General features: G+C 57.5%; 17 protein-coding genes and 1 other RNA gene. 13 read left to right on the forward strand and 5 right to left on the reverse strand.

What is annotated here, in order from left to right:
- Positions 1-448: 448 nt before the first annotated feature.
- From rnpB to garL, 3 genes are all read right to left on the reverse strand, one after another.
- Positions 449-825, reverse strand: an RNA gene (gene rnpB, locus KGP24_RS20505) — RNase P RNA component class A.
- Positions 826-884: 59 nt separating this feature from the next.
- Positions 885-1,775, reverse strand: coding sequence for a 2-hydroxy-3-oxopropionate reductase (garR, locus tag KGP24_RS20510; protein WP_223561647.1), 891 nt, complete (start codon positions 1,773-1,775; stop codon positions 885-887).
- Positions 1,776-1,796: 21 nt separating this feature from the next.
- On the reverse strand, positions 1,797-2,567 hold the full coding sequence (garL, locus tag KGP24_RS20515; protein WP_194401303.1) for a 2-dehydro-3-deoxyglucarate aldolase: 771 nt from the start codon (positions 2,565-2,567) through the stop codon (positions 1,797-1,799).
- Between the two features lie 384 nt (positions 2,568-2,951).
- On the opposite strand from garL, the gene garD reads away from it, so the two are divergent.
- A complete protein-coding gene (gene garD / locus KGP24_RS20520; protein ID WP_223561648.1) occupies positions 2,952-4,523 on the forward strand; it encodes a galactarate dehydratase in 1,572 nt (523 codons plus the stop codon).
- 59 nt (positions 4,524-4,582) lie between these two features.
- On the opposite strand, the gene KGP24_RS20525 is transcribed toward garD, so the two are convergent.
- A complete protein-coding gene (locus KGP24_RS20525) occupies positions 4,583-5,386 on the reverse strand; it encodes a DeoR family transcriptional regulator (protein ID WP_223561649.1) in 804 nt (267 codons plus the stop codon).
- A gap of 251 nt (positions 5,387-5,637) precedes the next feature.
- Here KGP24_RS20525 and kbaZ point away from each other — a divergent pair, with 251 nt between their 5' ends.
- From kbaZ to KGP24_RS20570, 9 genes are all read left to right on the forward strand, one after another.
- On the forward strand, positions 5,638-6,933 hold the full coding sequence (gene kbaZ / locus KGP24_RS20530) for a tagatose-bisphosphate aldolase subunit KbaZ (RefSeq protein ID WP_223561650.1): 1,296 nt from the start codon (positions 5,638-5,640) through the stop codon (positions 6,931-6,933).
- 20 nt (positions 6,934-6,953) lie between these two features.
- Complete coding sequence (agaV, locus tag KGP24_RS20535; protein WP_023333561.1) at positions 6,954-7,427, forward strand: PTS N-acetylgalactosamine transporter subunit IIB; 474 nt, start codon at positions 6,954-6,956, stop codon at positions 7,425-7,427.
- A 10-nt stretch (positions 7,428-7,437) separates the two neighbouring features.
- Positions 7,438-8,217, forward strand: a complete 780-nt coding sequence (gene agaW / locus KGP24_RS20540; protein ID WP_023309308.1) for a PTS N-acetylgalactosamine transporter subunit IIC — start codon at positions 7,438-7,440, stop codon at positions 8,215-8,217.
- Positions 8,207-9,085, forward strand: coding sequence for a PTS N-acetylgalactosamine transporter subunit IID (gene agaE / locus KGP24_RS20545; protein ID WP_194401308.1), 879 nt, complete (start codon positions 8,207-8,209; stop codon positions 9,083-9,085). Before agaW ends, agaE begins: the two co-directional genes overlap by 11 nt.
- A 16-nt stretch (positions 9,086-9,101) precedes the next feature.
- Entirely contained in the window at positions 9,102-9,536 is a 435-nt protein-coding gene (gene agaF, locus KGP24_RS20550) for a PTS galactosamine/N-acetylgalactosamine transporter subunit IIA (RefSeq protein WP_194401309.1), read from the forward strand.
- Entirely contained in the window at positions 9,533-10,666 is a 1,134-nt protein-coding gene (nagA, locus tag KGP24_RS20555) for an N-acetylglucosamine-6-phosphate deacetylase (RefSeq protein WP_223561651.1), read from the forward strand. The genes agaF and nagA overlap by 4 nt, the downstream gene beginning before the upstream one ends.
- 246 nt (positions 10,667-10,912) lie before the next feature.
- A complete protein-coding gene (locus tag KGP24_RS20560) occupies positions 10,913-12,061 on the forward strand; it encodes an SIS domain-containing protein (protein ID WP_223561652.1) in 1,149 nt (382 codons plus the stop codon).
- A gap of 12 nt (positions 12,062-12,073) precedes the next feature.
- On the forward strand, positions 12,074-12,946 hold the full coding sequence (kbaY, locus tag KGP24_RS20565) for a tagatose-bisphosphate aldolase subunit KbaY (protein WP_223561653.1): 873 nt from the start codon (positions 12,074-12,076) through the stop codon (positions 12,944-12,946).
- 20 nt (positions 12,947-12,966) lie between these two features.
- Positions 12,967-14,856 carry an enterotoxin gene (locus KGP24_RS20570; RefSeq protein WP_223561654.1) on the forward strand — a complete coding sequence of 630 codons (1,890 nt, stop codon included), beginning with the start codon at positions 12,967-12,969 and terminating at the stop codon, positions 14,854-14,856.
- Positions 14,857-14,923: 67 nt separating this feature from the next.
- Here the strand turns inward: KGP24_RS20570 and rsmI are convergent, their stop codons facing one another.
- Entirely contained in the window at positions 14,924-15,787 is an 864-nt protein-coding gene (rsmI, locus tag KGP24_RS20575; protein WP_223561655.1) for a 16S rRNA (cytidine(1402)-2'-O)-methyltransferase, read from the reverse strand.
- Positions 15,788-15,849: 62 nt separating this feature from the next.
- Here rsmI and KGP24_RS20580 point away from each other — a divergent pair, with 62 nt between their 5' ends.
- From KGP24_RS20580 to diaA, 3 genes are read left to right on the forward strand one after another with little or no spacing between them, the layout of a single operon-like run.
- Positions 15,850-18,027 (forward strand): penicillin-binding protein activator, encoded by a 2,178-nt coding sequence (locus KGP24_RS20580; protein ID WP_223561656.1) that lies wholly within the window; start codon positions 15,850-15,852, stop codon positions 18,025-18,027.
- Entirely contained in the window at positions 17,985-18,380 is a 396-nt protein-coding gene (locus KGP24_RS20585) for a YraN family protein (RefSeq protein WP_223561657.1), read from the forward strand. The genes KGP24_RS20580 and KGP24_RS20585 overlap by 43 nt, the downstream gene beginning before the upstream one ends.
- A 21-nt stretch (positions 18,381-18,401) precedes the next feature.
- A complete protein-coding gene (diaA, locus tag KGP24_RS20590; RefSeq protein ID WP_003861754.1) occupies positions 18,402-18,992 on the forward strand; it encodes a DnaA initiator-associating protein DiaA in 591 nt (196 codons plus the stop codon).
- The last annotated feature ends 5 nt before the right edge of the window (positions 18,993-18,997 follow it).

Raw genomic sequence — 18,997 nt, forward strand, 5'->3', positions numbered from 1 at the left:
TTTAAAAAAATCAATAAAGACGATCTTTCAGGCAATTAAAGACCAATAAATAACCGCTATTTGTTTGAAACATTCTTTCAGATTATTAAATTTTTTCGATGCGAATTGTCAGGTTTGCGAAAAAGAGTGGAATGCGTCACATATTCACGGGAGAAATGTATTTGATTTCAATATATGCATATCAAACGCGAAAAGTTTCGGGATCATTAAGGTAACAAACATAACAAATTATCAATACTAAAAACCGTGTGTTTTTTAGCGTGAAATTTTGTGATGACGATCGTCTACAGATACAGAAACGACACTGAAGGGATAAAAACAGTGAAATGTGCTTAATGTCGCAAATATGAGAATTGATGTCGTTTGTCCCGTTGCCGCGTGGCGCTGCGCTTACCCGACCTGCAACACCCGGAAAGCAAAAACCCCGCCGAAGCGGGGTTTTTTAAGAAGTTGAAGCTGACCGATAAGCCGGGTTCTGTCGTGGACAGTCATTCATCTAGGCCAGCAATCGCTCACTGGCTCAAGCAGCCTACCCGGGTTCAGTACGGGCCGTACCTTGTGAACCCCTATTTGGCCTTGCTCCGGGTGGAGTTTACCGTGCCACGGACTGTTACCAGCCGCGCGGTGCGCTCTTACCGCACCCTTTCACCCTTACCTGATCCCGCTTGCGCGGGCCATCGGCGGTTTGCTCTCTGTTGCACTGGTCGTGGGTTTCCCCCCCAGGCGTTACCTGGCACCCTGCCCTATGGAGCCCGGACTTTCCTCCCCTCCGCCCGTCTCCCCCGAAAGGGACGACGACGAAGCGGCGACTGTCTGGTCAGCTTCGGCGCGCAGTATAGAGGGTTTGCGCGCCGCTGTCACCCTAAGGTGAAGGCAAGGCGTGATTAACGCGCCACTTCCACCTTCGCCAGCTTTTCGTAGTAGCATGCAATCGCGCTGTGGTCGGCCGTGCCCAGACCATCGGCACGCAGCGCCTGCATCATCTCCATGACCGCCGCGGTCAGTGGCAGCTGCGCGCCGACGCCGTGAGACGTATCCAGCGCGTTCGCCAGATCTTTGATATGCAGGTCGATGCGGAAACCGGGTTTGAAATTACGATCCATGACCATCGGCGCTTTGGCATCCAGCACGGTACTGCCCGCCAGACCACCGCGAATGGCCTGATAGACCAGGTCCGGGCTAACGCCCGCCTTGGTTGCCAGCGTCAGCGCTTCGGACATGGCGGCAATGTTCAGCGCCACAATCACCTGGTTTGCCAGCTTGGTCACGTTACCCGCCCCGATGTCCCCGGTATGCACCACGGAGCCCGCCATGGCTTTCATCAGGTCGTAGTATCTGTCGAAAACGGCTTTATCGCCGCCGACCATCACCGACAGCGTGCCGTCGATCGCTTTCGGCTCTCCGCCGCTGACCGGCGCATCCAGCATATCGACGCCCTTCGCTTTTAACGCCTCGCTGATTTCACGGCTTGCGAGCGGCGCAATAGAGCTCATATCAATCAGCACCAGGCCCGGCTTCGCACCGTCGATAATGCCGTTCTCACCCAGCGCGACCTCTTTAACATGCGGGGAGTTTGGCAGCATGGTGATGATAACGTCGCACTGCTCGGCAATGGCTTTCGCAGTGGTGGCAGCTTCAGCGCCAGCCGCTATCACCTCTGCCACGGCCTGCGGATTGTGATCGGACACCACCAGTGAGTAACCCGCTTTGATGAGGTTCTTACTCATTGGTTTACCCATGATGCCCAGGCCAATAAAACCCACTTTCAGCGTCATAATATGTTTCCTCAATGATGGTTATTTTTTAAAAGCGTCCGCTAATTTCTGCGTGGCTGAGCGGAATACGCCGAGGTCGCTACCGACGGCAACAAACGTGGCTCCCCACTCCAGATAGCGCCGGGCGTCAGCTTCAACCGGCGCCAGAATGCCGCAGGGTTTGCCGTGCGCTTTGGCGCGGGCAAAGATGTGCTGGATCGCGCGCTGCACGTCCGGATGACCGGCATTCCCCAGGTGTCCAAACGCGGCCGCCAGATCGCTCGGGCCGACGAAGATACCGTCCACGCCGTTTGTGGCTGCAATCGCGTCGACGTTATCAACGCCCTGTTGGCTCTCAATCTGAACCAGAATGGTGATGTTGCTATTGGACTGCGCGAAGTAGTCCGGCACGGTGCCAAACATATTGGCGCGATGCGAAACCGAAACGCCGCGGATCCCTTCTGGCGGATAGCGCGTTGAGGCTACGGCCAGTGCCGCTTGTTCTTCCGTCTCCACAAACGGGATCAGGAAGTTGTAGAAACCGATATCCAGCAGGCGCTTGATAATCACCGGCTCGTTAGTTGGCACGCGCACTACCGGGGCGCTGGGGCTGCCTTTCAGCGCCATCAGCTGCGGAATAAAGGTGCTGATATCGTTCGGCGCATGTTCGCCGTCCAGCACCAGCCAGTCGAAACCGGCCAGACCCAGCACTTCGGTGCTGATAGGGTTTGCCAGCGCGGACCAGCAGCCAATCTGAATCTGGTGCGCCGCGAGGGCCGCTTTAAATTTATTCGGGAAGATAGCGTTATTCATCGTAATTACCTTTTTAATTCCGCAGCCTTTTTCAGCATCATTTTATTTATTCAGACGCCGCGCCAGCATTATATTTATTATTCTGACGTATTCTGACGTATTCTGGCGTTATAAAATCGTCATTCAGTATAAGACGCAATCCACGACCGCACATTGTTGTAATGCTCAAGCATTGCGGTACATTTTGATAAAATTTTTTGCATATGCACAAGGCGCTGGGCGCTAATGCACAGAATCAGGGATTACTGGTCCTGGAGCGATCGAGATCACATTTTCGTATTCCCTATGCTGACATGCTTTATTTCTGAAAGCCGCGTATTTATTTCTACCATTAGAAAATTGGCTGAATTTATTATCAGACACTTTGCTGGAGAATACTGAACAATGGCCGACATTGAAATTCGACAGACACCGCCGACGGCGTTTTATATAAAAGTCCACGACACCGATAATGTGGCGATTATTGTCAACGACAACGGCTTAAAAGCGGGTACCCGCTTCCCGGACGGGCTGGAGCTGATTGAGCATATTCCGCAGGGACATAAGGTCGCCCTGGTGGATATCCCTGCGAATAGCGAAATCATTCGTTATGGTGAGGTCATCGGTTATGCCGTTCGTTCTATACCACAGGGTAGCTGGGTTGAGGAGTCGCTGGTAGCGCTGCCGGAAGCGCCGCCGCTGAACACGCTTCCGCTGGCGACCCGCGTGCCGGAACCGCTTCCTCCGCTGGAGGGGTATACCTTCGAAGGCTACCGCAACGCGGACGGCAGCGTCGGCACCAAGAATCTGCTCGGTATTACCACCAGCGTGCACTGCGTGGCGGGCGTAGTGGATTACGTGGTGAAAATCATCGAACGCGATCTGCTGCCAAAATACCCGAACGTCGACGGCGTAGTTGGCCTGAACCATCTCTACGGCTGCGGCGTGGCGATTAACGCCCCCGCTGCCGTGGTGCCTATTCGTACCATCCACAATATCGCCCTGAACCCGAACTTTGGCGGCGAGGTGATGGTAATCGGTCTGGGATGTGAAAAATTGCAGCCAGAGCGCCTGCTGCAGGGCACCGAAGATGTCAAAGCCATTCCGGCAGACGAGGCCAGCATCGTGCGCCTGCAGGACGAACGCCACGTGGGTTTCGGCTCAATGGTTGACGATATCCTGCAGGTGGCAGAGCGTCATCTGGACAAACTCAACCGCCGCCAGCGTGAAACGTGCCCGGCCTCGGAACTTGTAGTGGGCACCCAGTGCGGCGGCAGCGATGCCTTCTCCGGCGTGACGGCCAACCCGGCGGTGGGCTATGCGTCCGATCTGCTTGTACGCTGCGGCGCCACGGTGATGTTCTCCGAGGTAACCGAAGTGCGTGACGCCATCCATCTGCTCACGCCACGCGCCGTTAATGAAGAGGTCGGCAAGCGCCTGCTTGAGGAGATGGCCTGGTACGATAGCTATCTCGATATGGGCAAAACCGACCGCAGCGCAAACCCGTCTCCGGGCAACAAAAAAGGCGGCCTGGCAAACGTGGTGGAAAAAGCCCTCGGCTCCATTGCCAAATCAGGTCAGAGCGCCATTGCAGAAGTACTCTCTCCGGGCCAGCGCCCGACGAAACGCGGCCTGATTTACGCGGCTACGCCCGCCAGCGATTTCGTCTGCGGCACGCAGCAGGTGGCATCCGGCATTACGGTGCAGGTCTTTACCACCGGGCGCGGCACGCCGTACGGCCTGATGGCGGTGCCGGTGATCAAGATGGCGACCCGCACCGAGCTGGCAAACCGCTGGTATGACTTAATGGACATCAACGCGGGCACTATCGCCACCGGAGAAGAGAGCATTGAGGACGTGGGCTGGAAGCTGTTCCACTTCATTCTGGACGTGGCGAGCGGGCGGAAGAAAACCTTTTCTGACCAGTGGGGGCTGCATAACCAGCTGGCGGTGTTTAACCCGGCACCGGTGACGTGACTTCCCCTCACCCTGCCCTCTCCCCATAGGGGTGAGGGCAGGGTGAGGGGAAAGCCCCCTTAAACCAACACCACCTCAATCCCGCTTTTCCGCAGCCCGTCCAGGCTCTCCGCCGGAATGCCTTCATCAACAATAATCATATCAATCCTTTGTGTATCAATGATTTTATGAAGGCTTGAGCGGTTAAATTTGCTGGAGTCCGTGACAACGATAATACGCTCCGCCACCTCGCACATTTTGCGGTTCAGACGGGCTTCATCCTCGTTGTGCGTGCTCACGCCGCGATCGAGATCGATGGCGTCAACGCCGAGGAACAGCAGGTCAAAATGGTAATTCTGTAGCGACTGTTCTGCCTGGTCACCGTAGAAGGATTGCGACTGACGGCGCAGATGCCCGCCGGTCATCAGCAATTCCACCCCTTCCGCTTCCAGCAGCGCATTCGCCACGTTCATGCCGTTAGTCATCGCAATCACGTCCGTGTGCTGGCGCAGCATGCGGGCGATTTCAAACGTCGTGGTGCCGGAGTCCAGAATAATACGGTGCCCGGGTTTGACCAGCTCGGCAGCGGCCTGCGCGATGCTGCGCTTCACCGCCGTATTCAGCGAGCTTTTATCCTCCACGGAAGGCTCGGCGCCCGGCGCATTGCCCTCGCAAATCAATGCCCCGCCGTAAGCGCGAACGGCGATGCCCTGCTTCTCCAGGAACGCCAGATCGTTGCGGATCGTCACCGTCGATACGCCGTACAGATGAGACAGATCGTTAACCTGCACGCTTCCCTGCGCCCGCAACCGCTGAATGATCTGCTCCCGCCTTTCACTGGTGCCGGTGATGCGTTTTTCCGCGGATGAATCGGTGCTGCTCATACGAGTTCCTTAATCAATATTCTTTCGTTTCATTTCGTTTTGCCTATTAAGGCCTTTCCTTTGCGGGAATGCAAGCCCTGCATAGTGACGATACGCAAGCTGACACCGCGCTGAAACCTTTCATTATGCTTCTTTTGTGAAACAGATCGGAAAACTATTATCTTTCGTTTTATTTTTATATCACCATAATGCAGGATTAAATGAAACAAAACGAAAGATAAATATCATTACCATCCGAAATGGAGAGGAAAGTGAAACATCTGACAGAAATGGTGGAACACCATAAACGGGGGAATTCAAACGGGATTTACGCCGTCTGCTCCGCACATCCGCTGGTACTGGAAGCTGCAATTCGTTATGCGCATTCGCATCGGTCCCCGCTGCTGATCGAGGCCACCTCCAACCAGGTGGATCAGTTTGGCGGCTATACCGGCATGACGCCCGCTGATTTTCACGGGTTTGTCTACCGGCTGGCCGAATCGCTTGGTTTCCCGACGTCACGGCTGATCCTCGGCGGCGATCATCTGGGCCCTAACCGCTGGCAAAATCTTCCTGCGGAACAGGCGATGGCCAATGCCGACGATCTGATCAAAAGCTATGTTTCTGCAGGATTCAAAAAGATCCACCTCGACTGCAGCATGTCCTGCGAGGGCGATCCGGTTCCACTAACCGACGCTATCGTCGCCGGACGCGCCGCACGTCTGGCCAGGATTGCCGAAGCGACCTGCCGCGAGCAGTTTGGTGAATCCGATCTGGTCTACGTTATCGGCACGGAAGTGCCGGTTCCCGGCGGCGCGCACGAAACGCTCACCGAACTTGCCGTGACCACGCCGGACGCGGCTCGTGCCACGCTTGAAGCGCATCGTCATGCATTCGAAAAGGAAGGCTTAACCGACATCTGGCCGCGCATTATTGGCCTGGTGGTCCAGCCTGGCGTGGAGTTCGACCACGCGCACGTCTGTGACTATCAGCCGCAGAAAGCCGTAGCCCTGAGCAAAATGGTTGAAGCCTACGATACGCTGGTGTTTGAAGCCCACTCCACCGACTACCAGACGCCGCAGGCGCTGCGCCAGCTGGTTAACGATCACTTTGCGATTCTGAAAGTTGGCCCCGCCCTGACCTTCGCCCTGCGCGAAGCGCTCTTCTCGCTGGCCGCCATAGAAGAGGAGCTGCTGCCGGCAAAAGCCAGCTCCGGACTGCGTCACGTTCTGGAAAACGTCATGCTCGATCGCCCGGAATACTGGCAAAGCCATTACCACGGTGACGGCAACGCGCGTCGCCTGGCGCGCGGCTACAGCTACTCTGACCGCGTGCGCTACTACTGGCCTGACAGCCAAATTGACGACGCCTTTGAACGGCTGGTGCGTAACCTGGCAGACGAGCCTGTTCCTCTGCCGCTGATCAGCCAGTACCTGCCGCTGCAGTACGGCAAAGTTCGCGAGGGCGCTCTCAAGTCAACGCCACGGGAACTCATCATCGACCACATTCAGGACATACTCCAGCAGTACCACGCCGCCTGCGAAGGCGTAACGACTCAAAACGCATAATTAAAAAAGAGGAAAACGCTATGCCAAACATTGTCTTATGCCGCATCGACGAACGCCTGATCCACGGTCAGGTGGGCGTGCAGTGGGTGGGGTTTGCGGGGGCAAACCTGGTGCTGGTCGCTAACGATGAGGTCGCTGAGGATCCGGTTCAACAGAACCTGATGGAAATGGTGCTCGCGGAAGGGATCGCCGTGCGCTTCTGGTCGCTGCAAAAGGTCATCGACAACATTCACCGCGCCGCTGACCGCCAGAAAATCCTGCTGGTCTGCAAATCCCCCGCCGATTTTCTGAAGCTGGTCGAGGGCGGCGTGCCCATCACCCGTATCAACGTCGGAAACATGCACTACGCCAGTGGCAAACAACAAATTGCCAAAACGGTCTCTGTCGACGCGAACGATATCGCCGCGTTCAACGGCCTGAAAGCGGCCGGTGTGGAATGCTTCGTTCAGGGCGTTCCAACAGAAACTGCTTTGGATCTCTTTAAACTGCTCTGAGGGATTCACAATGGAAATCAGTCTGTTGCAGGCGCTGGGGTTGGGCATACTCGCCTTTATCGCCGGTCTGGATATGTTTAACGGGTTAACGCACATGCACCGCCCGGTGGTACTCGGGCCGCTGGTCGGCCTGATTCTGGGCGATTTGCACACCGGCATTTTGACCGGCGGTACGTTAGAGCTGGTCTGGATGGGGCTGGCCCCGCTCGCCGGTGCCCAGCCGCCTAACGTCATTATTGGCACCATCGTGGGTACCGCATTTGCCATCAGCACCGGCGTGAAGCCAGAAGTCGCGGTTGGCGTCGCCGTGCCGTTTGCCGTTGCGGTACAGATGGGGATTACGTTCCTCTTCTCGGTAATGTCCGGCGTGATGTCGCGCTGCGATCGCATGGCGGCCAATGCAGATACAAACGGTATTGAGCGGGTTAACTATCTTGCGCTGCTGGCGCTCGGCATCTTCTATTTTCTGTGCGCGTTCCTGCCGATCTACTTCGGCGCGGAACATGCGAAAACCGCGATTGACGTTCTGCCAGCACGGTTGATTGACGGCCTCGGCGTCGCGGGCGGCATCATGCCGGCTATCGGCTTCGCCGTGCTGCTGAAGATCATGATGAAAAACGTCTACATCCCTTACTTCATTATCGGCTTTGTCGCCGCCGCCTGGCTCAAGCTTCCGGTACTGGCGATTGCGGCCGCCGCGCTGGCGATGGCGCTGATCGACCTGATGCGTAAATCACCTGAACCGACGGCTCCCGCAGCCCAGAAAGAGGAATTCGAAGATGGCATCTAACCACACCACCCTGCCGGGCGTGTCTGAAAGCGAAGAGACGCTGCTGACCGGCGTGAATGAAAACGTCTACGAAGACCAGAGCATCGGTGCCGAACTGACGAAAAAGGATATTAACCGCGTGGCCTGGCGTTCCATGCTGCTGCAGGCCTCGTTTAACTACGAGCGTATGCAGGCCTCCGGCTGGCTATACGGGCTGCTGCCCGCGTTGAAAAAGATCCACACCAACAAGCGGGACCTGGCGCGGGCGATGAAAGGCCATATGGGCTTCTTTAACACCCACCCGTTCCTGGTGACCTTTGTTATCGGCATCATTCTGGCGATGGAGCGATCCAAGCAGGATGTGAACAGCATCCAGAGCACCAAAATTGCCGTCGGCGCACCGCTCGGCGGCATTGGCGACGCCATGTTCTGGCTAACCCTGCTGCCCATCTGCGGCGGTATTGGCGCCAGCCTGGCGCTGCAGGGTTCGATTCTGGGCGCAGTGGTCTTTATCGTCTTATTTAACGTGGTACACCTCGGCCTGCGCTTTGGCCTGGCGCACTACGCTTACCGGATGGGCGTCGCGGCCATTCCGCTGATTAAAGCCAACACCAAAAAGGTCGGCCACGCGGCGTCTATCGTGGGGATGACGGTGATCGGCGCGCTGGTGGCAACCTACGTCCGCCTCAATACCACGCTCGAGATCAAAGCCGGGGATGCGGTCGTCAAGCTGCAGGCCGACGTTATCGACAAGCTGATGCCTGCATTTCTGCCGCTGGTCTACACCCTGACCATGTTCTGGCTGGTGCGCCGCGGCTGGAGCCCGCTGCGGCTGATCGGTATCACCGTGCTGCTGGGCGTTGTCGGTAAATTCTGTCACTTCCTGTAAAAGCAAAGAGGTTGCGATGTTAGGCATTATTTTGACGGGTCACGGCGGTTTTGCCAGCGGGCTTGAGCAGGCGATGAAGCAGATCCTCGGCGAGCAGCCGCAGTTTATCGCCATCGATTTTCCGGAAACCTCCACCACCGCGCGGCTGACCGCTCAGCTTGAGCAGGCGGTGAGCGAACTCGACGCAGAGCACGATGTTGTGTTTCTCACCGATCTGCTCGGCGGCACGCCGTTCCGCGTGGCGTCAACGCTCGCGATGCAAAGATCGGGCAGCGAAGTGATAACCGGCACCAACCTGCAGCTGCTGCTGGAGATGGTGCTGGAGCGCGACGGATTAAGCAGCGAGGCGTTTCGTCTGCAGGCGCTGGAGTGCGGACACCGCGGCCTGACGAGCCTGGTGGACGAGCTGGGGCGCTGTCGCGAGGAAGCCCCTGCCGAGGAAGGGATATGAGCCAGCTGCTGCGCGCGCGGCGGATCCTTACCGAACAGGGCTGGCTGGACGACCACCAGCTGCGCATTGAAAGCGGCGGGGTTGCGGCGATTGAACCCATTCCGGCGGGCGTTACGACGCGCGATGCGGAGCTGCTTTGCCCGGCCTATATCGATACGCACGTCCACGGCGGCGCGGGCGTGGACGTCATGGATGATGCGCCCGACGTGCTGGACACTCTGGCGATGCATAAAGCGCGCGAAGGTGTGGGCGCATTTCTGCCCACCACCGTCACCGCGCCGCTGGAGGCCATCCACGCCGCGCTGATGCGTATCGCCCGGCGCAGTCAGTCCGACGGTCCCGGCGCGCAGATCCTGGGCAGCTATCTGGAAGGACCGTACTTTACGCCGCAGAACAAAGGGGCGCATCCGCCGGAGCTGTTCCGGGTGCTGGATATCGCCGAGCTGGACAGGCTGGTAGACGTTTCACAGGGCACGCTGCGGGTAGTGGCGCTCGCACCGGAAAAGCCCGGCGCGCTGCAGGCGATTCATCATCTTAAACAGCGCGGCATACGCGTAATGCTGGGCCATAGCGCCGCCACGTACCGGCAAACTCTCGACGCGTTTGATGCGGGTGCCGACGGGCTGGTTCACTGCTACAACGGCATGACGGGGCTGCACCACCGAGAGCCCGGCATGGTCGGCGCCGGGCTTACGGACAAACGGGCGTGGCTGGAGCTGATTGCCGACGGCCACCACGTCCATCCGGGGGCGATGCGCTTATGCTGCTGCTGCGCGCAGGATCGCGTGGTGCTGATTACCGATGCCATGCAGGCGGCAGGTATGCCGGACGGTCGGTATACCCTGTGCGGTGAAGTGGTCACGATGCAAAACGGCGTGGTTCGAACCGGCTCCGGCGGGCTGGCCGGGAGCACGCTGTCGCTGGATGCCGCGGTCAGAAATATGGTGGAGTATGCAGGCGTAACCGCCGAAGAGGCGATCCATATGGCCTCGCTGCACCCTGCCCGGCTGCTGGGCATTGACGGTCAGCTTGGATCCTTAGCCCCGGGCAAACGCGCCAATATCATTGCGCTGGACGGTGATTTACATCTCCAGCGGATCTGGATTCAGGGCCAGGCTCTCCCCTTTTAGCCCTTTCACTGTGTCTCCTTTTGGCTTTACGGCCTGAAACCGTAAGGCCTTTCTTTTCCTTTCCTTAAATTCCTCCTTTCTTTTCACGATCACACTTTTCGTTTTATTTCTTTTCATCCATTGAAGTTTCGATTTCTTTTCTATAGATTTTATTTAACTGCTTAAGTGAACAAGTGAAACGAAACGAAAGATAGCGACAAGATTGCCAGCGTCTGATGTGGAATTCACACGACTAAGGACTGAGTTATGCCACAAACCACTACCACCACTACAACCGGCACCTGGACCGAGGAAGAGATCCGCCAGCAGCCTGCCAGCTGGATCCGCTCGCTCAACAACATCGATAACCTGCGCGCTTCGATCGACGGTTTCCTGACGCCGCTGCTGCGCAAGCGCGATCTGCGGATCGTCCTGACCGGCGCGGGCACGTCCGCCTTTATCGGCGATATCATTGCGCCATGGCTTTCGAGCCACACAGGGAAAAACTTCACCGCCGTCCCGACAACCGATCTGGTCACGAACCCGATGGATTACTTCAGCCCTGCGCATCCGCTGCTGCTGGTTTCGTTTGCCCGCTCCGGCAACAGTCCGGAAAGCGTCGCGGCCGTTGAGCTGGCAAACCAGTTCGTGCCGGAATGCTACCACCTGTCGATTACCTGCAACGAGGCGGGGAGCCTGTACCAGAACGCCATCGACAGCGATAACGCCTGTGCCCTGCTGATGCCTGCCGAAACGCACGATCGCGGGTTCGCGATGACCAGCAGCATCACCACCATGATGGCAAGCTGTCTGGCGGTGTTCGCTCCGGAAACGATCAATAGCCACACCTTCCGCGACGTGGCCGATCGCTGTCAGGCGATCCTCACTACGCTCGGTGATTTCAGCCACGGCGTCTTTGGCAATGAAGCGTGGAAACGCGTTGTCTATCTGGGGAGCGGCGGCCTGCAGGGCGCGGCGCGCGAATCGGCGCTGAAGGTGCTGGAGCTGACGGCGGGCAAGCTGGCGGCGTTTTACGATTCCCCGACGGGCTTCCGTCACGGACCTAAGTCTCTGGTTGATAGCGAAACGCTGGTGGTGGTGTTTATCTCCAGCCATCCGTATACGCGTCAGTACGATCTGGATCTGCTGGCCGAGCTGCGCCGCGATCGCCAGGCCCTGCGCGTCGTCGCCATCGCCGCTGAAAACGATCCGGTCATCGAAGCAGGTCCGCACATCCTGCTGCCGCCTTCCCGCCCGTTTATCGATATGGAACAGGCGTTCTGCTTCCTGATGTACGCCCAGGTCTTTGCGCTGTCCCAGTCCCTCAGCGTGGGCAATACGCCCGATACGCCATCCGCCAGCGGGACGGTCAACCGCGTGGTGCAGGGCGTTGTTATTCATCCGTGGCAGGCTTAAGAGGATCGCACTATGAGCATTATCTCAACGAAATATCTTCTGCAGGACGCGCAGGCAAAAGGCTACGCGGTGCCGGCATTCAACATCCACAACGCGGAGACGATCCAGGCGATCCTCGAAGCGTGCAGCGAAATGCGATCGCCGGTGATCCTCGCGGGCACGCCGGGCACCTTTAAGCATATAGCGCTGGAAGAGATCTACGCCCTGTGCAGCGCGTACTCCCACACCTACGACATGCCGCTGGCGCTGCACCTCGATCACCACGAATCGCTGGACGATATTCGCCGCAAGGTGAACGCGGGCGTACGCAGCGCGATGATCGACGGCAGCCATTTTCCATTTGAACAAAACGTGAAGCTGGTGAAGTCGGTGGTCGATTTCTGCCACCTCAACGACTGCAGCGTCGAAGCCGAGCTGGGCCGCCTGGGCGGCGTGGAAGATGACATGAGCGTGGACGCCGAAAGCACGTTCCTCACCGATCCGCAGGAGGCGAAACGCTTCGTCGAACTGACCGGCGTCGATAGCCTTGCCGTCGCCATCGGCACCGCGCACGGCCTGTATACCAAACGCCCGAAAATCGACTTCCAGCGGCTGGCGGAAATCCGCGAAGTGGTCACCGTACCGCTGGTGCTGCACGGCGCGAGCGATGTGCCAGATGAATTTGTTCGCCGCACCATCGAGCTGGGCGTGTGCAAAGTCAACGTGGCGACCGAGCTGAAAATTGCCTTCTCTGACGCGGTGAAAGCCTGGTTTGCCAAAAACCCGCAGGGCAACGATCCGCGCTTCTACATGCGGGTCGGCATGGACGCCATGAAAGAGGTGGTCAGAAGCAAAATCGCCGTTTGCGGCTCGGCAAATCGATTGCTGCTTACTGCAGAAGCCTGATTAAAAAGGAGCTTACGCTGATGAAAAAAATCCTCGCACTCTCAGTGCTGGCCCTGTGCGTTTCCCATAGCGCTCTGGCCGCTAGCTACGCGCTCAATAACGACAATATTGCTCTGTCGTTTGATGACGCAAACTCAACGGTAGTGGTTAAGGACACCAGGGCTAACCATCCGCTCACGCCGCAGGAGCTGTTCTTTTTGACGCTGCCGGATGAGACGAAAATCCACACCGCTGATTTTAAAATCAAGCATGTCGAAAAGCAGGACAGCGGGATTGTCATTAATTTCACCCATCCGGACTTCAACGTAACGGTAAAGCTGAACCTGGTGAAGGGGAAATACGCCAGCATCGACTACACCGTTGCCGCAGTCGGGCAGCCGCGAGACGTGGCGAAAATCACCTTCTTCCCGACCAAAAAGCAGTCTCAGGCACCCTATGTCGACGGGGCTATCAACAGCTCACCGATCGTTGCTGATTCGTTCTTTATTTTGCCGGACAAGCCCATCGTTAACACTTACGCCTATGAAGCGACCACCAATCTCAACGTAGAATTGAAAACGCCGATTCAGCCGGAAACGCCGGTCAGCTTTACCACCTGGTTCGGCACCTTCCCGGAAACCAGCCAGCTGCGTCGCAGCGTGAATCAGTTTATTGATGCCGTGCGTCCGCGTCCGTACAAGCCTTATCTGCACTACAACAGCTGGATGGATATCGGCTTTTTTACGCCGTACTCCGAGCAGGACGTGCTGGGGCGGATGGATGAATGGAATAAGGAATTTATCACCGGGCGCGGCGTGGCGCTGGACGCCTTCCTGTTGGACGATGGCTGGGATGACCTGACCGGACGCTGGCTGTTTGGCCCGGCATTCAGCAACGGTTTTGGCAAGGTACGGGAGAAAGCTGACAGCCTGCATAGCTCCGTGGGCCTGTGGCTCTCGCCGTGGGGCGGATATAACAAACCGCGCGATACTCGCGTCTCGCATGCAAAAGAGTACGATTTCGAAACGGTAGACGGGAAGCTGGCATTATCAGGCCCGAACTACTTTAAAAACTTCAATGAACAGATTATCAAACTGATTAAAAACGAGCACATTACCTCGTTCAAGCTCGACGGAATGGGCAATGCTAACTCGCATATCAAGGGTAGCCAGTTCGCCTCGGATTTCGACGCGTCAATCGCCCTGCTGCACAACATGCGCAGCGCTAACCCGAATCTGTTTATCAACCTGACGACAGGTACCAACGCCAGCCCGTCCTGGCTGTTCTACGCCGACTCGATCTGGCGCCAGGGTGACGACATCAACCTGTACGGTCCCGGCACGCCGGTGCAGCAGTGGATGACCTACCGCGATGCGGAAACGTACCGCTCCATTGTGCGCAAAGGCCCGCTGTTCCCGCTGAACTCGCTGATGTATCACGGGATCGTCAGCGCGGAAAACGCCTATTACGGGCTGGAGAAAGTACAAACGGACAGTGATTTTGCCGATCAGGTCTGGAGCTACTTCGCGACCGGCACACAGCTGCAGGAACTGTATATCACCCCTTCAATGCTGAACAAGGCGAAGTGGGATACCCTGGCGCAGGCGGCGAAATGGTCGCGGGATAACGCCAGCGTGCTGGTAGACACGCACTGGATTGGTGGCGATCCAACCGCGCTGCAGGTTTACGGCTGGGCATCCTGGAGCAAGGACAAAGCGATTCTCGGCTTACGTAACCCGTCGGATAAGCCGCAAAGCTATTACCTCGATTTAACGAAAGATTTCGAAATCCCGACAGGAAACGCGGCGCAGTTTAGTCTGAAAGCGGTGTACGGCAGTAATTCAACCGTACCGGAGGAGTATAAAAACGCGGTGGTGATTACGCTCCAGCCGCTGGAAACGCTGGTGTTTGAGGCGTTGCCAGTTAACTAAAAGGCGCATAACGATCTGCAGGCCGGGTAAGGTGCAGCCGCCACCCGGCAAAACAGGCGGCAGGGGCTTACTCCCCCTGCTGCTCCAGCGCATGCTTATACAGCGCATTTTTCTTCACGCCGTGGATCTCCGCCGCTAGTGCCGCCGCTTTCTTTAGCGGCAGTTCCGCCTGCAGCAGCGCCAGCGTGCGCAGCGCGTCGGCAGGCAGCGCGTCTTCCTGCGCTTTATGTCCTTCGACAATCAGCACCATTTCACCCTTGCGGCGGTTTTCATCTTCCTTCACCCACGCCAGCAGTTCACCCACCGGCGCACCGTGAATGGTTTCCCATGTTTTGGTCAGCTCGCGCGCCAGCACCACGTAGCGGGCCTCTCCCCACACGGTCACCATATCTTCCAGGCTCTCCAGCAGGCGGTGCGTGGATTCGTAGAAAATCAGGGTGCGCGGTTCCGCCTCCAGGTCTTTTAACACGTCGCGACGGCCTTTGGATTTGGCTGGCAGGAAGCCTTCATAGCAGAAACGATCGGATGGTAGACCCGCCGCACTCAGCGCAGCAATTGCGGCGCACGGTCCCGGCAGCGGCACAACGCGAATACCGGCTTCACGACAGGTACGCACCAGGTGATAGCCAGGATCGTTGATCAGCGGCGTACCGGCGTCGGAGACCAGCGCAATGTTCTGCCCCGCCTTCAGCTTCGCCACCAGCGTTTCGGCTTTTTGTTGCTCATTGTGATCGTGTAGGGCAAACAAACGGGCGTTAATCGCGAAGTGTTGCAGCAACAGGCCGGTGTGGCGGGTATCTTCAGCGGCAATTAAATCAACAGCTTGCAGTACGGTGAGCGCACGTTGGGTAATATCAGACAAATTCCCGATAGGAGTAGGTACAATATAAAGCTGGCCTTGAGAATTATCTGCCGTTTCGTGTTGTTTCATTGTTTCGTCCGTATTGCCGATTTAATATTGAGCATTGCGTAAAAAAAATCACTGGATACAGTATGGTACCGTTAACGTTTCTTCGAAAAAAAGCCACGCGCAGCGTGCCGCTTCTGCTGGCAGCCCTGATCTTTGCAGGCTGTGGCACCCAGGCACCTGACCAGAGCACCGCCCATCTCCAGGGTTCTGCTCAGGCTGATTCTGGCTTTTATCTGCAACAAATGTCGCAGAGTTCAAATGATACCAAGACCAACTGGCAATTACTCGCCATTCGTGCACTGCTGAAAGAGGGTAAAACCCAGCAGGCTGCCGAACTGTTTAACCAGTTGCCGAAAGATCTTAACGACGCCCAGCGTCGTGAGCAGAGTCTGCTCTCTGCCGAGCTGAAAGTCGCGCTGAAAGATTATGCCGCCGCGAAGAAGATCCTCGGTGACATTGACGTGAGCGCGCTGGATAAAAATCAGCAGGCTCGCTTCTGGCAGGCGGGCATTACCGCTGAGCAGGGGCGCCCTTCCCTGACGCTGCTCCGCGCCCTCGTCGCGCAAGAGCCGCTGCTCGGCGGTGCCGATAAGCAGAAAAATATCGATGCCACCTGGCAAGCGCTTGCCTCGATGACCCAGGAACAGGCGCAGGCGCTGGTCATCAACGCCGATGAAAACGTCCTGCAGGGCTGGCTGGATCTGCAGCAGATGTGGTTTAACAACCGCAGCGATCCAAAGATGCTGAAGGCCGGTATTACGGACTGGCAGACGCGCTACCCGCAAAACCCGGGTGCGAAAATGCTGCCAACCCAGCTGGTGAACGTGCAGAACTTTAAGCCAGCGTCCACCAGCAAAATCGCTCTGCTTCTGCCGCTCAACGGCCAGGCGGCGGTGTTTGGGCGCACCATTCAGCAGGGCTTCGAAGCCGCGAAAAACGGCACGACGTCGGTAACCGGAAGTGCGGTTCCCGCGCAGGCGGCACAGGCGGCTAACGTGAATGACGTGGTCAGCCCGTCCGCCGCAGAGACCAGCGACCTGACCACGGCGCAAGCGCCGGCGCAGGGTACGATGCAAAACCCGGTGACGGCCCCGACGACGCCTCCGGCTACAGCTGCACCGGCTGCGGCAGCCCCGGCTACTACAGCACCTGCTACTCAGGCTCCGGCCGAGACGCAAGCGGCGCCAGCGCCTGACGCAACAGCAGAACAGCCTCAACAGCAGACTGCACAACCCGCGGCTCAACCTGCTGCGCAGCCGCAGGCCGTGGCAGCCACCAGCGCCAACCCGGGCGCTGAGGTGAAAATTTACGACACCAGCTCGCAGCCGCTTGACCAGGTTCTGGCGCAGGTTCAACAGGACGGGGCGAGCATCGTTGTCGGTCCGCTGCTGAAAAACAACGTGGAAGAGCTGATGAAGAGCAATACCACGCTGAACGTACTGGCGCTCAACCAGCCTGAGCAGGTTCAGAACCGGGCCAATATTTGCTATTTCGCACTTTCCCCTGAAGATGAAGCCCGCGATGCGGCGCGTCATATTCACGAGCAGGGTAAGCAGGCTCCGCTGCTGCTCATCCCACGCAGCGCGCTGGGCGATCGCGTGGCCACTGCCTTTGCCGATGAGTGGCAGAAGCTCGGCGGCGGCGTGGTGCTGCAGCAGAAATTCGGTTCCGTCTCTGAACTGCGCGCTGGCGTAAACGGTGGAGCGGGTATCGCGCTTAACGGCAGCCCTGTCACCGCGAGCCTGCCGCAGCAGCAGGGCGTGACGATTGGTGGCCTGACGATCCCTGCCCCGCCTACCGACGCGCAGATTAGCGGTGGCGGTAAAGTGGACGCGGCCTATATCGTTGCCACGCCGCAGGAGATCGCCTTTATCAAACCGATGATCGCGATGCGTAACGGCAGCCAGAGCGGCGCAACCCTTTACGCCAGCTCGCGCAGCGCGCAGGGCACTGCAGGCCCGGATTTCCGTCTGGAAATGGACGGCCTGCAGTACAGCGAAATCCCGATGCTGGCAGGCAGCAATCCGGCGCTGATGCAGCAGGCGCTGAGTACCGTACGTAACGATTATTCGCTGGCGCGTCTGTATGCGATGGGTGTCGATGCATGGGCGCTGGCGAACCACTTTACCCAGATGCGTCAGGTGCCGGGCTTTGAGCTTAACGGCAACACCGGCGATCTGACTGCGACTCAGGACTGCGTGATCAACAGGAAGTTATCATGGCTCAAATACCAGCAGGGGCAAATCGTCCCGGCCAGTTAAGCCTTAAAGAGACCGGCGATGCGTGGGAATTAAAGGCGCGTCGCTGGCTTGAAGGCAATGGACTGCGCTTTATCGCCGCTAACGTCCGCGGGCGCGGCGGCGAAATTGATCTGATCATGAAAGACGGTCAGGTCATCGTGTTTGTAGAAGTTCGCTTTCGACAGTCCTCCCGTTTTGGCGGTGCTGCCGCCAGCGTGACGCTCGCCAAACAACATAAATTATTACAGACTGCCCACTTGTGGCTTGCCCGCCATAATGGGAGCTTTGATACTGTGGATTGCCGGTTCGATGTGATAGCCTTCACCGGAAATGAGATCGAATGGCTTAAAAACGCTTTTGGCGAAGACGCATAATTAAGATTTAAAAGGGATAACGTGCTCGAAAGAATTAAAGTGTGCTTCACAGAAAGCATCCAGACTCAGATTGCCGCGGCGGAAGCCCTTCCGGATGCTATCTCGCGTGCCGCCATGACGCTGGTGCAATCCCTGCTAAACGGCAACAAAATCCTCTGTTGTGGCAACGGCACGTCAGCCGCCAACGCACAGCATTTTGCTGCCAGCATGATCAATCGCTTTGAAACAGAACGCCCGAGTTTACCCGCCATTGCACTTAATACCGATAATGTGGTCTTAACGGCGATTGCTAACGATCGTCTGCATGACGAAATTTACGCAAAGCAGGTGCGAGCCCTGGGTCACGCCGGAGATGTGCTGTTGGCCATCTCCACGCGCGGCAATAGCCGGGATATTGTCAAAGCCGTTGAAGCCGCCGTCACACGCGACATGACAATCGTGGCCTTAACCGGCTATGACGGTGGTGAGCTGGCGGGTCTGCTTGGGCCGCAGGATGTGGAAATCCGCATTCCTTCTCACCGGAGCGCGCGTATTCAGGAGATGCATATGCTCACGGTGAACTGCTTATGCGATTTGATCGATAACACGCTTTTCCCTCACCAGGATGATTAAGGAGT

It is taken from the genome of Enterobacter sp. JBIWA008 (assembly GCF_019968765.1).
GTDB lineage: Bacteria > Pseudomonadota > Gammaproteobacteria > Enterobacterales > Enterobacteriaceae > Enterobacter.

Excerpts from the sequence above, each read along its gene's own strand:
- garR (WP_223561647.1), bottom strand. The coding sequence starts at position 1,775 with ATGACGCTGAAAGTGGGTTTTATTGGCCTGGGCATCATGGGTAAACCA.
- garL (WP_194401303.1), bottom strand. The coding sequence starts at position 2,567 with ATGAATAACGCTATCTTCCCGAATAAATTTAAAGCGGCCCTCGCGGCG.
- garD (WP_223561648.1), top strand. The coding sequence starts at position 2,952 with ATGGCCGACATTGAAATTCGACAGACACCGCCGACGGCGTTTTATATA.
- KGP24_RS20525 (WP_223561649.1), bottom strand. The coding sequence starts at position 5,386 with ATGAGCAGCACCGATTCATCCGCGGAAAAACGCATCACCGGCACCAGT.
- agaV (WP_023333561.1), top strand. The coding sequence starts at position 6,954 with ATGCCAAACATTGTCTTATGCCGCATCGACGAACGCCTGATCCACGGT.
- agaW (WP_023309308.1), top strand. The coding sequence starts at position 7,438 with ATGGAAATCAGTCTGTTGCAGGCGCTGGGGTTGGGCATACTCGCCTTT.
- agaE (WP_194401308.1), top strand. The coding sequence starts at position 8,207 with ATGGCATCTAACCACACCACCCTGCCGGGCGTGTCTGAAAGCGAAGAG.
- agaF (WP_194401309.1), top strand. The coding sequence starts at position 9,102 with ATGTTAGGCATTATTTTGACGGGTCACGGCGGTTTTGCCAGCGGGCTT.
- nagA (WP_223561651.1), top strand. The coding sequence starts at position 9,533 with ATGAGCCAGCTGCTGCGCGCGCGGCGGATCCTTACCGAACAGGGCTGG.
- KGP24_RS20560 (WP_223561652.1), top strand. The coding sequence starts at position 10,913 with ATGCCACAAACCACTACCACCACTACAACCGGCACCTGGACCGAGGAA.
- kbaY (WP_223561653.1), top strand. The coding sequence starts at position 12,074 with ATGAGCATTATCTCAACGAAATATCTTCTGCAGGACGCGCAGGCAAAA.
- KGP24_RS20570 (WP_223561654.1), top strand. The coding sequence starts at position 12,967 with ATGAAAAAAATCCTCGCACTCTCAGTGCTGGCCCTGTGCGTTTCCCAT.
- rsmI (WP_223561655.1), bottom strand. The coding sequence starts at position 15,787 with ATGAAACAACACGAAACGGCAGATAATTCTCAAGGCCAGCTTTATATT.
- KGP24_RS20580 (WP_223561656.1), top strand. The coding sequence starts at position 15,850 with ATGGTACCGTTAACGTTTCTTCGAAAAAAAGCCACGCGCAGCGTGCCG.
- KGP24_RS20585 (WP_223561657.1), top strand. The coding sequence starts at position 17,985 with ATGGCTCAAATACCAGCAGGGGCAAATCGTCCCGGCCAGTTAAGCCTT.